This is a genomic window from Streptomyces sp. NPDC022552 (assembly GCF_055561875.1).
In genome coordinates, this window is the sequence record NZ_JBVHGJ010000004.1 from 324,892 (window position 1) to 339,618 (window position 14,727).

The 14,727-nt window shown below is 72.1% G+C and carries 16 protein-coding genes; 11 read left to right on the plus strand and 5 right to left on the minus strand.

The features are described from left to right. The first annotated feature begins 3 nt into the window (after positions 1 to 3). The gene (locus tag ACZ3OF_RS14505) at positions 4 to 1,020 is read left to right on the plus strand and encodes an ABC transporter ATP-binding protein (RefSeq protein WP_361673318.1); all 1,017 of its coding nucleotides are present in this window, start codon (positions 4 to 6) and stop codon (positions 1,018 to 1,020) included. Continuing rightward, complete coding sequence (locus ACZ3OF_RS14510) at positions 1,017 to 1,844, plus strand: ABC transporter ATP-binding protein (RefSeq protein WP_467304773.1); 828 nt, start codon at positions 1,017 to 1,019, stop codon at positions 1,842 to 1,844. Before ACZ3OF_RS14505 ends, ACZ3OF_RS14510 begins: the two co-directional genes overlap by 4 nt. A 42-nt stretch (positions 1,845 to 1,886) precedes the next feature. Here ACZ3OF_RS14510 and ACZ3OF_RS14515 read toward each other — a convergent pair whose 3' ends face one another. Continuing rightward, positions 1,887 to 3,125, minus strand: coding sequence for a hypothetical protein (locus tag ACZ3OF_RS14515; RefSeq protein ID WP_467304775.1), 1,239 nt, complete (start codon positions 3,123 to 3,125; stop codon positions 1,887 to 1,889). Positions 3,126 to 3,328: 203 nt separating this feature from the next. Between ACZ3OF_RS14515 and ACZ3OF_RS14520 the strand changes: the two genes are divergently transcribed. Next, a complete protein-coding gene (locus ACZ3OF_RS14520; RefSeq protein WP_361672881.1) occupies positions 3,329 to 3,652 on the plus strand; it encodes a hypothetical protein in 324 nt (107 codons plus the stop codon). Positions 3,653 to 3,801: 149 nt separating this feature from the next. Here the strand turns inward: ACZ3OF_RS14520 and ACZ3OF_RS14525 are convergent, their stop codons facing one another. Further along, positions 3,802 to 4,755: a hypothetical protein gene (locus ACZ3OF_RS14525; protein WP_361672878.1), complete on the minus strand. Its 954-nt coding sequence runs from the start codon at positions 4,753 to 4,755 to the stop codon at positions 3,802 to 3,804. Positions 4,756 to 5,164: 409 nt separating this feature from the next. Beyond that, entirely contained in the window at positions 5,165 to 5,905 is a 741-nt protein-coding gene (locus ACZ3OF_RS14530) for a class I SAM-dependent DNA methyltransferase (protein WP_467304777.1), read from the minus strand. 139 nt (positions 5,906 to 6,044) lie between these two features. Between ACZ3OF_RS14530 and ACZ3OF_RS14535 the strand changes: the two genes are divergently transcribed. The 3 genes from ACZ3OF_RS14535 to ACZ3OF_RS14545 are packed head-to-tail and all read left to right on the plus strand — an operon-like array spanning position 6,045 to position 8,880. Beyond that, positions 6,045 to 6,800 (plus strand): (Fe-S)-binding protein, encoded by a 756-nt coding sequence (locus ACZ3OF_RS14535; RefSeq protein ID WP_361672872.1) that lies wholly within the window; start codon positions 6,045 to 6,047, stop codon positions 6,798 to 6,800. After that, on the plus strand, positions 6,797 to 8,230 hold the full coding sequence (locus tag ACZ3OF_RS14540; protein WP_467304779.1) for a LutB/LldF family L-lactate oxidation iron-sulfur protein: 1,434 nt from the start codon (positions 6,797 to 6,799) through the stop codon (positions 8,228 to 8,230). The genes ACZ3OF_RS14535 and ACZ3OF_RS14540 overlap by 4 nt, the downstream gene beginning before the upstream one ends. After that, a complete protein-coding gene (locus ACZ3OF_RS14545; RefSeq protein ID WP_467304782.1) occupies positions 8,227 to 8,880 on the plus strand; it encodes a LutC/YkgG family protein in 654 nt (217 codons plus the stop codon). Before ACZ3OF_RS14540 ends, ACZ3OF_RS14545 begins: the two co-directional genes overlap by 4 nt. Positions 8,881 to 8,934: 54 nt before the next feature. Here ACZ3OF_RS14545 and ACZ3OF_RS14550 read toward each other — a convergent pair whose 3' ends face one another. After that, the gene (locus tag ACZ3OF_RS14550) at positions 8,935 to 9,252 is read right to left on the minus strand and encodes a hypothetical protein (protein ID WP_361672865.1); all 318 of its coding nucleotides are present in this window, start codon (positions 9,250 to 9,252) and stop codon (positions 8,935 to 8,937) included. A gap of 129 nt (positions 9,253 to 9,381) precedes the next feature. Further along, positions 9,382 to 10,311: an LLM class F420-dependent oxidoreductase gene (locus ACZ3OF_RS14555; protein WP_361672863.1), complete on the minus strand. Its 930-nt coding sequence runs from the start codon at positions 10,309 to 10,311 to the stop codon at positions 9,382 to 9,384. Positions 10,312 to 10,639: 328 nt separating this feature from the next. On the opposite strand from ACZ3OF_RS14555, the gene ACZ3OF_RS14560 reads away from it, so the two are divergent. The 5 genes from ACZ3OF_RS14560 to ACZ3OF_RS14580 are packed head-to-tail and all read left to right on the plus strand — an operon-like array spanning position 10,640 to position 14,687. Continuing rightward, the gene (locus ACZ3OF_RS14560) at positions 10,640 to 11,407 is read left to right on the plus strand and encodes a GntR family transcriptional regulator (protein WP_361672860.1); all 768 of its coding nucleotides are present in this window, start codon (positions 10,640 to 10,642) and stop codon (positions 11,405 to 11,407) included. Between the two features lie 40 nt (positions 11,408 to 11,447). After that, positions 11,448 to 11,675, plus strand: coding sequence for a 4Fe-4S dicluster domain-containing protein (locus tag ACZ3OF_RS14565; protein WP_125741086.1), 228 nt, complete (start codon positions 11,448 to 11,450; stop codon positions 11,673 to 11,675). Between the two features lie 14 nt (positions 11,676 to 11,689). After that, the gene (locus ACZ3OF_RS14570; protein WP_467304785.1) at positions 11,690 to 13,057 is read left to right on the plus strand and encodes an ABC transporter substrate-binding protein; all 1,368 of its coding nucleotides are present in this window, start codon (positions 11,690 to 11,692) and stop codon (positions 13,055 to 13,057) included. Beyond that, positions 13,054 to 13,935: an ABC transporter permease gene (locus ACZ3OF_RS14575; RefSeq protein ID WP_467304787.1), complete on the plus strand. Its 882-nt coding sequence runs from the start codon at positions 13,054 to 13,056 to the stop codon at positions 13,933 to 13,935. Before ACZ3OF_RS14570 ends, ACZ3OF_RS14575 begins: the two co-directional genes overlap by 4 nt. After that, positions 13,932 to 14,687 carry an ABC transporter ATP-binding protein gene (locus ACZ3OF_RS14580; protein WP_361672854.1) on the plus strand — a complete coding sequence of 252 codons (756 nt, stop codon included), beginning with the start codon at positions 13,932 to 13,934 and terminating at the stop codon, positions 14,685 to 14,687. The genes ACZ3OF_RS14575 and ACZ3OF_RS14580 overlap by 4 nt, the downstream gene beginning before the upstream one ends. Positions 14,688 to 14,727 lie beyond the last annotated feature (40 nt).

Genomic DNA, 14,727 nt, shown 5'->3' on the forward strand with positions numbered 1-14,727 from the left:
CCCATGAACACCCTCGACAACGCGGGCCCGACCGGCCCCTCGGAATCGGAACGGCCTTCCGTGCTGGAGATCGACGGGCTCGCGGTCCGGCTGCCGGGCGGGCAGGCGGCCCGGCCCCTCCTCGACGGCGTCACGCTCCGGGTCGCGCCGGGCGAGACCGTCGGCCTGGTAGGCGAGTCCGGTTCGGGCAAGTCGGTCGCGTGCCGCAGCGTGCTCGGCCTGCTGCCGGCCAAGGCGCGGACCACCGGTGCGGTACGGGTGGGCGGCCGCGACGTCCTGACCATGGACCGCGCGGAGCTGACGCGGCTGCGGGCCCGGCAGGTCGCCATGATCTACCAGGATCCCCGCGCCTCCGTGAACCCGCTGCGCCGGATCGGCGACTTCGTCACCGAGGGGCTGCGCGCCGCCGGTACCCCCGCGGCGACGGCCCTCGCACGGGCCGAGGAACTCCTCGACGCCGTCGGCATCCGCGATCCGCGGGGTGCGCTGCGCCGCTATCCGCACCAGTTCTCGGGCGGCATGCTCCAGCGGGTGGTGATCGCGGCGGCGCTGGCGGGCGAGCCGGAGCTGCTGGTCGCCGACGAGCCGACGACGGCGCTCGACGTCACGACGCAGGCCGAGATCATCGCGATCCTCACCCGGCTCCAGGCCGAACGCGGCACCGGTCTGCTCTTCGTCACCCACGACCTGGAGCTGGCGTCGGCGATCTGCGACCGCGTGTACGTGATGTACGCGGGCCGGATCGTCGAGACGGCGGACACCGACGCGCTGTTCGACGGGCCGCGCCATCCGTACACGGCGGGGCTGCTGGCCTGCACGCCCCGGATCGAGGCCGGCTCCTCCGCTCCACGGCCCATCCCCGGCAGGCCCGTATCGCTCGCCGAGGCGCCCCCGGGGTGCGCCTTCGCGGCGCGCTGCGTCCACGCGCAGGCGCGGTGCGTCGAGGAGACACCCGTACTGGCACGCCACGGCGACGGCCTGGCCGCCTGCCACCGCGCGGACGAAGGGATCACACGGTGACCGGAACCGAGAAGGACCTGCCGGAAGAGCTCGTGGTCGAAGGGCTGCGCAAGCGGTACGGGGACCACACGGCCGTGGACGACGTGTCGTTCACCCTCGCGCCGGGCGCCTCGCTCGGCATCGTCGGCGAGTCGGGCAGCGGCAAGACGACGACCGTGCGGATGCTGGTCGGTCTGGAGCGGCCCGACGGCGGAACGGTCCGGGTCGGGGGCCGGGACCGCTCAGTGCCGGCCCGCGGCCGCACCGAGCGCCTGGCGCGCGCCCGCGAGATCCAGATGGTGTTCCAGGACCCGTACCTCTCCCTCGACCCGCGCGTCCCGGTGGGCCGGTGCGTCGAGGAGGTGCTGCGCCTCCATGTCCCGATGGAGGCAGGGGCGCGACGGGCCCGGGTCGCCGAGCTCCTCGACCAGGTGGGCCTCGGCGAACGGGAGGCGGCGGCCCTGCCCGGCAAGCTCTCGGGCGGCCAGCGCCAGCGGGTGGCGATCGCCCGCGCCCTGGCCGCCGAGCCGCGGTTCCTCGTCCTGGACGAGGCGGTGGCGGCCCTGGACGTCTCGATCCAGGCGCAGGTGCTCGAACTCCTGAGCAGGATCAGACGCGAGACGGGCATCGGCTTCCTCTTCGTCACCCACGACCTGGCCGTGGTCCGCCACATCACGGACGAGGTGATGGTGCTCAGGGCGGGCCGCGTGGTGGAGAGGGCCCCCACGCCGAAACTCCTGCACGCACCGACGCACCCCTACACCCGCCTCCTGCTGGACTCCGTCCCCCGCCGTGGCTGGAACCCGGGGAGAGGAGGCCCGCCACACGACACGCCCAACTCCTAGGGGAACCACTGCGGTTCAGCGCCCCCCCCAGCGGCCGGGGCATCAGGTCATGCCGGCGCGGATGTGGGCGTGGATGTAGTGGTCGAAGGGATGGGCCTTCTTGCGGGAGAGGTCGGGGTGCGGGTTCTGGAACTCACCCCCGAGGAAAGCCGGGTCGGCCGCGTACCACCGGTCGACGATGGTGGCCTGCTGTTCGATTCCGTACGCCGACCACGGCGTGCCCGGGTCGTTGCCGGGTTCGTAGGTGCTCTCGAAGATGCCCTGGCAGAAGTACGTCGTGGCAGGCCAGCGGCTGGCCTGCCATACGTGCGTGAGTTCGTGGATCAGCATCTGTCCGCGCTCGGTGTACTTCCCGCCCTTGGCTGCCATCGGGTCGCCGAAGTCGTCGCCCAGATTGACCAGGTACGAGCCGCCGGCGCCTGGGACGACGAACGCCCGATCGTCCAGACCGCTGATGTTGGTGAGGATGATCTGCTCCCGATCGGGAAGCGTGGGCCCGAAGACCTTCGCGGCGAACGCCGCCTCCTCCTCGAGCAGCGGCCGGTGTTCGACGAGACCCTCGGCGGCAGCTCCCGCTGCCAGCGCCGGGACGATCGCTGCCGGGCCGAAGACCAGCAGCACGCCGGAGGCGATCGTCACTCCGACGGGCAGTGCCGGGAACGGCCAGGGCTCTCCCGCTGCCTCTCCGAGCCGGGAGCCGATGACCAGCGCCGCGGCCATGCCGCCGGCGCCCGTGACGGCGGCGACGCCGACGACCTGGGCGACCGCGGTCGCGATGTCCCCCAGCGTTCCGAGGACACCGTCCACCTCCCATTCCTTGCGGACCGTGAGCCGGGCGTCGCGGGCGAAGGTGAGCCAGTTCTGCCGGATGGCCTCGTTGCGCCCGTCCTCTGCCCAGTTCTTCTGACGATCGCCCGGGGTGTCGGTGCCGAAGACGCGCCCCTGATGTACCGCCAGGGCACGGAACCGGCCTCCGCCGCCCTCCACGGTGGGGTAGACGAGGAAGGAGAACGACGGGAAACCGGTGGCGCGCATGTGCCCGGTCGAGCTGTATGTGCCGTCGCTTCGCAGGACCATCTCGACGCGCCCGCCGAGCGCGGTTTCGGTGGTGACGGGTTCGGCCATGCGCAGTTCGACCGGCACCTCGTCGAGGCGGCGCAGCAGATCGCTCACGGAGACCGGGCGTTCGGCCCCGAGGCTGTCGGCCACCTCGCGGAGGCTGATGACCCGCGGGGCAGCGTAGAGGTGGAACCTGCGGAGGCTCTGAGTCAGTGATGTCATTGGAGTGCCTCGATCGGTCGGTCCGGCCCGACGGGGACCGGCACCGGGGCCGTGATCCCCCAAGCGGAGAATCGGACTTACGGGCAGGGAAGCGTGACGGTATTGCTCCACAGAACACCCGTGAGATCGTTTCGGTCCGGTCGACTGTCCGTCGCCGAGATGTGCAACGGGAGACCGGATACGCACGGGAGGCTCAGACGCATATGCATCTCTCCTCCGGAGTCGGACGTCTGCTGGAAATTCCGCTGCGCCAGAACGTCGTCGACCACCCTCACCGTCACGGTGGCATCGGCGGCGAACCGAACGCCGTCGATGAGGAATACAGCGGAATCGCCGGACCCTTCGGTCCTCACCGTGATCGCCGGTTTCGGGGTCTCCCGATGTCCTTCATCGGGACGATGTTCAGGCTCTCCCACTATGTGGAGGCTGTCCAGGAACCCGACGAGGTGGCGCGTGGAGATGGGCGCCAGCATATCGAGGCGGCGCACGAGTTGACGCACGTTTCCATCCGGCCTGTACTGAGGTAGCACGCCTCTGTCTCGGGCGCTGTGAATTGCCGTTCGCAGTCTTGGCATTTCGGCTGTCCCGTCACTTCGACACGGATCAGAACACAACGGAATGGGCTCCGAGCGTCGCGCGGTGGAGCGGCGACGCTCGAGACCTCATGCGGACGTCCTCAGCCCAGGCCGACGAGGACCAGGACCATGCCGGTACCCGAGGCCAGAGGAGTGAGGGCCTTGCCGAGGACCGCGCCGAACGCGGCCTCCCTGTCGGTGGCAGCCATGGTGTGCCCGGGAGTTGAGGAGGTCGTCAGCAGATCGCCGACGTGGATGGCCCGCGACGAGGCGTCGGCACGGCACCAGACCTTTCCGACGACAGCGACGGCTCGACGGCAGGCGCCCTCTCGGCCCGGCGCCGGCTCCCGGCGGTCCAGGACGAGCGCCGGCACCCGGTCTCCCGCACCAGACACCACACCCGCCACACAGGAGTCGTAGACCTGCGTGCAAGGCGCCAGCGCACCCTCGTCGTCGAGGACGACGACTGCGCCCGGAACCATCTCACCGGTGCCGTCTTTTTCAGCGACGTCGAATTGCTCGGCCACATCCCCGCCTGTGAGCACGAGGTCACCGGTGACTTCGAGGTCTCCCTCGAAGAAGCCCGCGAGGCGGCCTCCCCGGGCGTGCACGCCGACGCCTTCCGCACTGAAGCCGATCGTGCCGGTACCAGCGCCTTTGTGCTCTCCCCAGACGCCACTACCGCCGGTGGTGCTCGTCGACTCCCCGTAGACTCCCACCCAGTTCTTGGACTTGCCCGCTGTGCCGGCCCCGTTCTCGGCCTCACCGAGTACGCCTTGGCCTTCGGTGCCGCCGTGCTTGCCGTACACGGCGGGGTTGAAGCGGCCCGAGGTCTCGCCGACCACGCCGGCGCCGCCGGCGGAGTTGGCGCCGTAGACCCCGGCCCCTCCGATCGTGCTGCTGCTCAGGCCCTCGACGCCGTGCCAGCGGTCGCCCCTGCCCTGGACGCCTACGGCGTCTCCCCGTCCCCCGACTCCGACGGTTCGCTCGCCCGGGGTGGCTGTCCCGATGATCGCCACGCTGTCGTTGCCCGTCACTGATTCGTTGATGGCCATAACGGTTCTCCGTCTGCGCAGGCCCGGTCGAGCGTGACCGGACCGCGTCGGATGAGGTCCTGCACGTGGATGCCGATGGATGTGAAGTGAGCGCGATGCGCCTCTCCTTCAACTCTCTTGCGCCAGGCAAAAAGACGCAAACCGGGACGAAGACATCGCGCGGAGGTCAGGAGACGACTCAGCGCGACGGCGCATCCCCACGGGGTGTCGTACGGGAGGCCTCGAGTGCCGGAACGGACGTCGCGGTCCGTCCCGCCGGTACTGGTGTCGATGCCGTTGCGGCGATCCGACTCCAACAGACCTGCATACCTGTGGAGTTCGACATACGTGGTGTCCGTCGACGTCCTGCGGGCCCCGAATGCTGTTGAGCGAGCGACCGGCACCAGGGGCGACGCCCCATCGGCCGGGCTCAGGCCGGCTTGCGCCAGACGGAGATGTGCTTCGCGGAGTCCTGGGTGAACGGTGACCCGTCCCAGTCCGCGACGCGGCGTTCGAGTTCCAGACCGGCGATCCGTGCCATCAGGTCGAGCTCTGCCGGCCAGGCGTACCGGTGCCGGGAGTTGCCGCGGCGGTAGCGGCCGTCGGCGCTGTCGCGGGTGAAGTGGTGCGAGACGAGAATCTGCTCGACGAGGTCGAAGGTGTCGAAGCCGAGGTGCTGCTCGGAGAGGGCGAACGGCACCGCGACCTGGCCGGGCGGCAGGAACCGCAGCGGTGGCACCCCCAGCTCGATGACGAATCGGCCGCCCGGCTCGAGATGCCGTGCGGCGTTGCGGAAGCACTCGACCTGCTCGTCCTGGGTGAGCAGGTTCGTGATGGTGTTGTAGACGAGATAGACCAGGCTGAACACGCCCGGGACGACGGTGGTGGCCATGTCCCCGACAGCCACCGGGAGCGTGTCCTCGTCGGCCTTGCGCCGCAGCACCGCCGCCATGTGCTCGGACAGCTCGATGCCCACCACCGGCACGCCGCGTTCCCGGAGCGGCACGCCGACGCGTCCGGTACCGATGGCGAACTCCAGTGCCCGGCCGTCTCCGGCCAGGTCGGCGAGGAAGGCGAGAGCCGGTCCGAGGGCAGCGGCGGAGGACATCTCGGCCTCCTCGGCGTCGTAGCGTTCGGCGGTCGCGCGGGTCCACAGCTCACTGCTCGTCACGGCGGCCACTCTGCCGCGCGCCGAGGGCCGCTGTCGACGCGATTACCGTCCAAGGGCGGTCGCGGGCGGTCGCGGGCCGGGCTGGACGCGGGCTACCTTCCGGGGGAAGGGATCACCGACGTGACGTGAGGGAGCCGCGATGCGTGTTGCTCTGTTCCTGACCTGTGTCAACGACACGCTGTATCCGGACACCGGCCGGGCCGTCGTGCGGCTGCTCACCCGGCTGGGTGTCGACGTCGACTTCCCCATGGGCCAGACCTGTTGCGGCCAGCCGCAGTACAACACCGGCTACCGGCGGCAGGCCGAGCCGCTCGCGCGGCGGTTCGCCGAGGTCTTCGGCGGTTACGACGCGGTCGTCACCCCCTCGGGGTCGTGCGGAGCGATGGTCCGCGAGCTGTATCCGCGCATGGGCGAGCGGGCGCGGGCCGAGGGCCGCGGTGACGGGCTCGCCCTGGCCGTCGCGCCTGTCGTGCCGAGGACGTACGAGCTGACCGAGTTCCTGGTCGACGTCCTCGGCGTGACGGACGTCGGCGCGTCCTACCCGCACAAGGTCACCTACCACCCCACCTGTCACGGTCTGCGCGGCCTCGGTCTCGCGGACCGGCCGTACCGTCTGCTGTCGGCGGTGAAGGGGCTGGAGCTGGTGGAGCTGCCGGGCGCGGAGGAGTGCTGCGGCTTCGGTGGCACCTTCGCCGTGAAGAACCCCGACGTCTCGGCCGCGATGGGCGCCGACAAGGTCCGCAACGCCGTCTCCACCGGGGCCGAGGTCCTGTGCGCGGCGGACAACTCGTGCCTGATGCACCTCGGCGGCACGATGAGCCGGCTGAAGGTCGGCGTCCGGCCCGTCCACATCGCCGAGATCCTGGCGAGCACGGAAGGGGAGTCTGCGGCATGAGCGGTACGTTCCTGGGCATGCCGGCCTTCCCGGAGGCCGCGCGCGACGCGGTGCGGAACACCACCCTGCGGGCGAACCTGCGGCACGCCACCCACACGATCCGCGACAAGCGGGCCAGGGCGGTGGCGGAGCTGGACGACTGGGCCGAGCTGCGCGAGGCCGGCAAGCGGATCAAGGACCACACGCTCCGCCGTCTCGACCACTACCTGCTCCGGCTGGAGGAGTCGGTGGTACGGGCCGGGGGCACCGTCCACTGGGCCGCGGACGCCGCCGAGGCGAACCGGATCGTCACCGGCCTGGTGAAGGCGACGGGCGAGCGCGAGGTCGTCAAGGTCAAGTCGATGGCCACGCAGGAGATCGGGCTCAACGAGGCGTTGGAGGCCGAGGGCATCGCCGCGTACGAGACCGACCTCGCCGAACTGATCGTCCAGCTCGGCCACGACCGCCCCTCGCACCTTCTCGTACCGGCCATCCACCGCAACCGCGGCGAGATCCGCGACATCTTCCGCTCCGAGATGGGCCGTTGGGGCCGGCCGGCGCCCGAGAACCTGAGCGACAACCCCACCGAGCTGGCCGAGGCCGCCCGGCTCCACCTCCGCGAGAAGTTCCTGCGCGCCAAGGTCGGGATCTCGGGGGCGAACTTCATGATCGCCGAGACCGGCACGCTGGTGGTGGTCGAGTCCGAGGGCAACGGCCGGATGTGCCTGACGCTGCCCGAGACCCTCATCTCGGTCGTCGGCATCGAGAAGGTCGTGCCGACCTGGCGGGATCTGGAGGTCTTCCTCCAGACCCTCCCCCGCTCCTCGACCGCCGAGCGGATGAACCCGTACACCTCCATGTGGACCGGCACGACGGACGGTGACGGGCCGCGGACCTTCCATCTCGTCCTGCTCGACAACGGTCGCACCGACACCCTCGCGGACGAGGTCGGCCGCCAGGCCCTGCGCTGCATCCGCTGCTCGGCCTGCCTGAACGTCTGCCCCGTCTACGAGAGGGCCGGCGGTCATGCCTACGGCTCCGTCTACCCGGGCCCCATCGGCGCGATCCTGAGCCCTCAACTCCGGGGCACCGCGAGCGAGATCGACGCCTCGCTGCCGTACGCCTCCTCCCTCTGCGGGGCCTGTTACGACGTGTGCCCGGTCGCCATCGACATCCCCGAAGTCCTCGTCCACCTCCGGGAGAAGGTCGCCGGGGGTGAGGGCCACCGCCTGGAGAAGGCCGCCATGGGGGCGGCCGCATGGGCGTTCGGCCGTCCCGGCGTCTACGCGGCCGGGCAGCGGCTGGCCTCCCTCACCCGCGGCCTCCACCCCTCCCGCCTGCCCGGTCCGGGGCGGGCGTGGACGGACAGCCGCGATCTGCCCGAGGTCCCGGCGGAATCCTTCCGCGGCTGGTGGAAGCGTGAGCACGAACGGAAGGAGGGATCCGAGTGAGCGGCAGAGAGCTGATCCTGCGCCGGATCCGCGAGGCCCTGACCGACGTACCGCCGGACGACACGCCCTACGAGGAGGCCGTCCCCCGGAACTACCTGCGTGAGCACGGGGAACGGGACGCAGAGGAGACCGTGAGCCTGCTCGCCGAGAACCTGGCGGAGTACCGGGCGGTCGTCCACCGCTGCCGCCCGGACGCGCTCCCGGAGCTGATCGGACGCCTGTTGGCCGAGCGCGGCGCGCGCCGGGTGCTCGCGCCGACGGGGCTGCCCCGCGCGCTCCTGAGCCGTACGGACGCGGCCGTCGTGGACGACCGGGCCGCACTCACCCCGTACGACCTGGACGAGGTCGACAGTGTCGTGACGGGGTGCGCCGTCGCCGTCGCGGAGACCGGCACCGTCGTCCTCGACGCCGGGCCGGACCAGGGCGGCCGCCGCATCACGCTCGTACCCGACCATCACATCTGCCTCGTGCGCGCCCCCGCGCAGATCGTCGCCTCGGTGCCGCAGGCGCTCGACCGCCTCGATCCCACGCGCCCCCTGACCTGGATCTCGGGCCCGTCGGCGACGAGCGACATCGAACTCGACCGCGTCGAGGGGGTCCACGGCCCGCGACGGCTGGACGTGATCCTCGTCGACGCGTCCCCGGACTGACCGGTCAGGGCCGTGGGGCGCGGACCTCCGGTCACCCCTCGCTCATCCCTTGCCTCACCCGTCGCTCACCGCGCCGGACGCGAGGGGTTCGCGGGATCCCGTCGTGAGCTCGGTGCGCCCTGGGGCGGCCGTCCCGTCGACCAGCGTCAGCGGGACCGAGAGGCTGTCGCACATCCTCTTCGCGCGCGCGACCGCGCTCAGCGTCGCGGCGGTCGGCGGGCCCGCGGGCAGCTCCAGGACGACTCCCACCGGCCGGTGGGAGTCGACGAGCGCCTGGAGCAGAAGGGCCGCGGCGGCCCGGTTCGTGACGTCGAGGTCCTCATGCAGCGTGACGTACAGCGTTCCTGCGTCGATGTGGTGGCTGAGCAGCATCGCGACCTCCAGACAGAACCTCGGGTACGCCCCGGCCGCCGAGCGGGCGGGACGATGGGCAAAGGGGCAGATTCCCGGCATTCGGCTCGGGAAAACCCTGGTCAGGCACTGTTCCCGCGTGTGGCCGCCTCATCGCGCCCCGGCGAGCTCCCCGAGCAGCTTCCAGGTGCGGCGCCGGTCGGCCTCGCCGCCCAGGTCCGTCGCCGTGAACACGACCTCCGTGGCCCCCGCCTCGCGGTAGCGCCGCACCTCCGCGGCGACGGTCTCCTCGTCGCCGATCACCGCCAGGTCGGCGGCCCGCTCGCCGCCGGACAGGCCGATGACCCGCTGGTAGGAGGGGATCCGGTCGTACAGCGACAAGGTCTCGGCCGCCGTCTCGCGTACGGCCCCGGCGTCGGCCGTGACCACTCCGGGGACGAGCGCCACAACCCGCGGCGCCGGCCGGCCGGCCGCCTCGGCGGCGGCGGTGACCGCCGGGACGATGTGCTCCGCGAGGGCGCGCGGTCCGGCGAGGAACGGCAGGACGCCGTCGGCGAGTTCCCCGCTGACGCGCAGGGCCTGCGGCCCCATGGCGGCGACCAGGAGCGGCACCGGTGGCTCGGCGCCGGGCACCGCCGCCGAGAGCGGGGTGGTCGCGGTCAGCAGCTCTCCGTGGAAGTCGGCGGCGCCCGTCTCCAGGAGAGGGCGCAGGGCGGTGAGGAACTCCCGGAGGAGGGCGATGGGCCGCTCGTACGGTATGCCGAACCCCTCCTCCGTGAGGTGCCGGGTGCCGAGGGCGAGCCCGAGGTGGTAGCGGCCGCCGGTGGCGGCCTGGGCGGTCTGGGCCTGGCTGGAGACGACGAGCGGATGGCGGCCGAAGACCGGGATCGCGGAGGTCCCCACCTGAAGCCCGGGCACCTCGCGGCCGACGATCGCGGCAAGGAGGGGAGAGTCGTACGCGAAGGTCTGGCCGAACCAGGCCGAGTGCAGACCCGCCGCGTGGGCCTCCCTCGCGAGGTCGACCGTGCTGTCGATGGAGAGTTGGTGAGAGGTCGAGCTCAGCGTCACTCCGATAGTCATGCTCGGGGCAACCGTCGGCGAGCCGTCGGGCATTCCGGAGTACGACGGGAGAGGGGCGCCGCCGCGCAAGGATGCCGCCGCCGCGGACCGCCTCCCCGCGTGGGGAGGCCGCCGCCCAGGGTCGCCGCCGGGGGGCGGGCGTCGCCGCGGGCGCGAGGAACGACCTGCCCGCATCCTGGGCAGACAGCGTCCATCTGGTGGGCGACGGGGTGGCGGATCTTCTCGCCCCGCAGAGGAAACCGCAGGTCGCAGCGGTGTCTTCGGTCCGTCAGGTGGCGCAATGTGGCCGCAACACCATCCGGTCGATTCCCCCGGTACGTTCCCGGACATGCCAGCCGAACCCGCCCCCGCCTCCCTCCCGGTCGCCGCCGCGCGTCGTCGGCGACTCCGCGCGGACCGGGCCCGGGAGCTCGCCGACCTGCTGCGCCACCAGATCCTGGCGGGCGGCTTCCCCGGCGGTGTCCTCCCCCTGGAGGACACCATCGCCACCGACTACCGGGCCAGCCGTAACACCGTCCGTCAGGCCCTTGACCTGCTGCGCGGCGAGCAACTCGTCGACCGGCAGCCGGGTGTGGGCACGGTCGTGGTGTGCGAGAAGTATCCACACGGCCTGGACCGTCTCCAGGGCCTGGCGGAGACCCTGCACGAGCACGGCCGGGTCACCAACGAGGTGCGTACCGTCGGACCGGTCGCCGCCTCCGGCCCGGTGGCGCACCGGCTGGGCCTGCCCGAGCACACGGACGTCCTCTGCATCGAGCGGCTGCGCCGGCTCAACGGGCTGCCGCTCTCGCTGGACCTGTCGTACCTGCCGTTGGACATCGGCGGTGAACTCCTCGGCTGCGACCTGGAGAACACCGACGTGTTCCGGCTCCTCGAATCGCTGACCGGCGGTCCGCTGGGCCATGCCGAGATCACCCTCGAAGCCGTCAACGCCGACGCCCACTCCGCCGCGGTGCTCCAGGCTCCCCGCGGAGCCGCCGTACTGATGCTGGAGCGGCTGACCTGTCTGCCCGACGGGCGGCCCGTGGACCTGGAGTTCATCCGGTTCCGCGGCGACCGCATCACCATGAGCGGCATCCTGCACCGCTCCGTCTGAACACCCTCACCGCCGACGCCCCACCCTCCGGGAGACAGCCATGCCTCTGGTGCCGCAACGCGCCGACGTGCCCGTGACCATCGACGAGTCCAAGTGCATCGACGGCTGCACGCTCTGCGTCGACATGTGTCCGCTCGACTCGCTCGCGATCCGCGAGGACAACGGCAAGGCGTACATGCACGTGGACGAGTGCTGGTACTGCGGCCCCTGCGCGGCCCGCTGCCCCACCGGCGCGGTCACCGTCAACATGCCCTATCTGCTCCGGTGAAAGGCCCGACTCCCATGCCCGGCACAGCCGTTTCCCTGACCCGCTCCCCCGTCCGGCTCGTCTCCCTCTCCCTCGCGCTGCTGCTCGTCTCCGCGTGCGGCGGCGCGGCGGGCGCCGACGACACGCCCGGCGGGCGCACCGTCACGGTGACCGTCGGCTACCAGTCCAAGACCATCAACACCGTCACCGCCGGCACCCTGCTGCGCTCGCTCGGCTACTTCGAGGAGGAGCTCGCGGCGCGCGGGAAGAAGGACGGCGTCACCTACAAGGTCGCGTGGCAGGACTACGCGACCGGCGCGCCGATCACCGCCCAGATGACCGCCGGGAAGATCGACATCGGCTCGATGGGCGACTTCCCGCTGCTCATCAACGCGGCCCGCGGCAAGCAGCTGCGGCAGCCGACGCGACTGGTCTCGGTCACCGGCTACAACCTGCGCGGCGGCCTGAACACCGTGGTCACCGCGCCCGGTTCACCCCTGAAGTCGCTCGCCGACCTGCGCGGCAAGAAGGTGTCGACGAGCGTCGGCTCGGCCGCCGACGGGACGCTGGTCCGGGCCCTCCAGCGCGCGGGCATCGACCCGGACAGGGGCATACGGAAGCTGAACCAGCAGCCCAGCGTCGGCGCGTCCGCGCTGACCGCCGGAAGCGCCGACGCCCTGTCGCAGTTCGTCGCCTGGCCCGGGCTGCTGGCCTACCAGGGCCGCGCCACGGCGCTGTACGACGGCGCCGAGCTGAACCTGCCGACCTTCCACGGGGTCACCGTCCGTGAGAAGTTCGCCAAGGAACGGGCGGGCATCCTCGACGACTTCCTCACGGCACAGCGGCGGGCCACCGACCATCTGCGGCAACAGCCGATCGCCGCGGCCGAGTCGGTGGCGAAGGAGACCGGGCTGCCCGCCGAGGTCGTCTACCTCTACAACGGCGCGAACGGCATCGCCACCTTCGACCCCGCGCTCCGCCCGGAGTTGATCGACGCGCTGAAGCAGGACGTGCCGCTGCTGAAGGCGGCCAAGCTGGTGGGCGACGTCGATGTGGACGCGTTCGTCGACCGGGCCCCGCTGGAGCGGGCCGCGCAGGCCCCGTCGTACCCGAAGGCGACCGCAGCGAAGCCCGAGCTGTGGCTGAAGGGCCAGAGCACCACCCGTACCTTCGACAGCCCGAAGGAACTCCTGAAGGCGACCAGGACCGCCAAGGACGTGCGGGCCGCGTACGTCCCGGACGCGGTGACCGGCACCCTGTGGTTCGCCGACAAGGCGGTGTGGGTCGTCGACGGCGCCGACCTGCGCGCCTTCGTCACCCCGTCCGGCGCGAAGGCGTACGTCGACGCGCACCCCGGATCGCGGGTCGTCGACCACGCGACCGCCGTCGGTCTGGCGTCATGAGCGCGGGACGCTGGCTGCTGCGGGTGGTCTCGCTCGGCGCGACCCTCGGGCTGTGGCAGCTGCTGACCTCGCTCGACGTCAACCTGTGGCTGCGGTTCGAGCAGTTCCCCACGGTCGGCGAGGTGGCCTCCGCCGCCGCCGACCGGATCGGCACCGAGGCGTACTGGCAGGACCTCGGGCACAGCCTGCGCCGGATCATGGTCGGCTTCCTGCTGGCCGCGGTGGCGGGCGTGACGGTCGGCACCGTCGTCGCCCGCTCCCGTTGGGCCGCCGACCTCCTGGGCCCGATCCTGGAGGTGGCCAGGCCTGTGCCGGCCATCGCCCTGGTCCCGGTCGCGATCCTGCTGCTGCCCAGCAACGAGCAGGGGATCGTGTTCATCACCTTCACCGCGGGCTTCTTCCCGGTCCTCGTGTCGACCCGGCACGCGGTGCGCGCCCTCACCCCGGTGTGGGAGGAGGCCGTGCTCACGATGGGCGGCAGCCGGGCGCGCGTGCTGTTCTCGGTGGTCCTGCCCGGGGCGCTGCCGGGGATCTTCGGCGGCCTCTCGGTGGGCATCGGCGTCGCGTGGATCTGTGTGATCTCCGCGGAGATGATCTCCGGCGAGTACGGGGTCGGTTACCGCACCTGGCAGGACTACACGGTCGTCGACTACCCGGGCGTGTTCGTCGGCATGGCCACCATCGGCGCCCTGGGCTGGCTCACCTCCACGGCCGTGGAGCTCCTGGGCCGCCGCGTCACCTCCTGGCTGCCGCGGCCCGCCGCGCGCCCCGCGGCCGGTGCGGCGCGCGCCGTGTCCCGCCGCCGCCCCGCCTCCCGTACGGCCGTCGCTCCGGCACCCGTACCCGCACCCGTCGTCGAGAAGGAGTCGGTCTCATGAGCAGCGCGCCCCCGAGCGTCGCGCCCGCGCGAGCCGGCGCGGAGCTCGCCCTGCACGACGTACGGCTCGGTCACGCGGACGGTACGACGGTCTTCGCCGCCGCCGAACTGCGGATCGCGCCCGGCGAACTGCTTGCCGTGGTCGGCCCGTCCGGCTGCGGCAAGTCGACCCTGTTGCGCACCCTCGCCGGTCTGCTCCCGCCGTTGGAGGGCCGGGTGACCCACGACGGCCGGCCGATCGAGGGGCCGGCGGCCGACCGGGCGCTGGTCTTCCAGGACGACGCGCTGCTGCCCTGGCGCACCGTCCGCGCCAACGTGGAACTGCCCCTGGCGATCCGCCGGGTGCCGCGTGCCGAGCGACGCCGGTCCGCCGCCGACTGGCTGGACCGGGTCGGCCTCGCCGACCACGCCGGCAAGCTTCCGCACCAGCTGTCCGGAGGCCAACGGCAGCGCGTACAGCTGGCCCGCGCCCTGGTCGGCAGCCCCCGCGCGGTCCTGATGGACGAGCCCTTCGGCGCGCTCGACGCCCACACCCGCGCGGGGATGCAGGACCTTCTCGTGGAGATCCTGCGCGGCACGGGCGCCACCGTCGTGTTCGTCACGCACGACGTGGACGAGGCCCTCCACCTGGGCGATCGCGTCGCCCTGCTGCCCTCCGGCCGGCTGCTCGACGTACCGCAGCCGCGCCGACGGGACGCCCGGCAGTCGCCCGCCAGGGCCGAGCTGCGCCGCCGCGTGCTCGCATCGCTCTGATCGCGGCCTCTCCCTGATCCCGACATCCCTCCGTTCCCGC